Raw genomic sequence first — 1,122 nt, forward strand, 5'->3', positions numbered from 1 at the left:
TGGGGCACAATACGATGATGGCGGTTTCACTACCGATCGATCCTATTGTCCCCTCACCTTTGATGAGAACTCAGGGGTTCTCTATCTTTATAGCGGCGGCAAAATCTACAAGAAGCCGTATTACACCAACATTGTCAAGGCATACACGCCATACCTTGGAGAAGAAACACAGGTGTTCGACTTTGCGTTTGACAATCCCGCCAGTTACTATTGGTCGGTTATGGATGGCTATGACGGGTATCTGTATGCGATTTACATTGATGGTGTGAGTAGAACGGGGACGGTAAGCATCAAGCTTCGGAAGGTAAAAATTTCTGATTTCTCTTTTCAGGAAGAAGCAGAACAGACCATTGCTGTGTCAAATGTGACGGCCAAGTCTACCGGTGATACGGATTTTTATGAGCAGTTAAATGCTGTGGTATCCAGCGGATATCTGTATTTCATTAGCTATGATGAAAACACGCTGTACAAAGTAAACCTGTCAAATACCGTCGACGTGACAGAAGTAAGCTTTGGAAATATTAAGTGCAGGAAAATATATCCAATGCGCGGAGGTGGTGTCTTCGCAACCTTTGAGTGGACCGGCACCACATCATCCGGATCGACGACAACCTATGGAAGTCCGGGTGTGATTTATCCGGACGGAAAGTACAGGCTGAACGCAGAATCGACAAACAGTGTCGGATATCTGCAATACTACATTTCACATGAGACGGACTGCCTTCAGCGTTTTCGGCTGTGGAGCAATACTTTATATTACTCGTTTGCCTGCAACTATCTTGGTACCATCTGCAACCTGAGCTCTCCAGTGGTAAAGACCAGTGCCCAGTCGATGAAGGTAACGTACACACTGACGGATGCGGTGTGAAAGGAGGTGATTCCATTGATCGACTTTATCTTGAAATACTGGATTCAGGAGCTCTTTGCCCTGATCCTTGCCGTCCTCACCTGGCTGTGGCGGACACTGCTCCGGCGAAAACAGGAGAACGACGAAATCAAAGATGGAATGTTGGCACTGCTGCATGACCGTATTTATCAGGCCTGCAGCTTTTTTATTGCCCGGGGATGGTGTTCTCCGGAGGATCGGAGCAACCTTGAGTACCTGTACAAGCCATACAAGGC

General features: G+C 47.2%; 2 protein-coding genes. Both read left to right on the plus strand.

Features of this window, described 5'->3' with window-relative positions; genetic code table 11:
* The coding region (locus tag ACTQ52_RS12310; protein ID WP_441982788.1) for a hypothetical protein at window positions 1–868 on the plus strand (868 nt) is incomplete at its 5' end.
* A 15-nt stretch (window positions 869–883) separates the two neighbouring features.
* The coding region (locus ACTQ52_RS12315) for a hypothetical protein (RefSeq protein ID WP_441982789.1) at window positions 884–1,122 on the plus strand (239 nt) is incomplete at its 3' end.

Origin of the sequence: Oribacterium sp. Sow4_G1_1 (assembly GCF_052116105.1) — a bacterium.
In the GTDB taxonomy this organism is placed as follows: Bacteria; Bacillota; Clostridia; order Lachnospirales; family Lachnospiraceae; genus Oribacterium.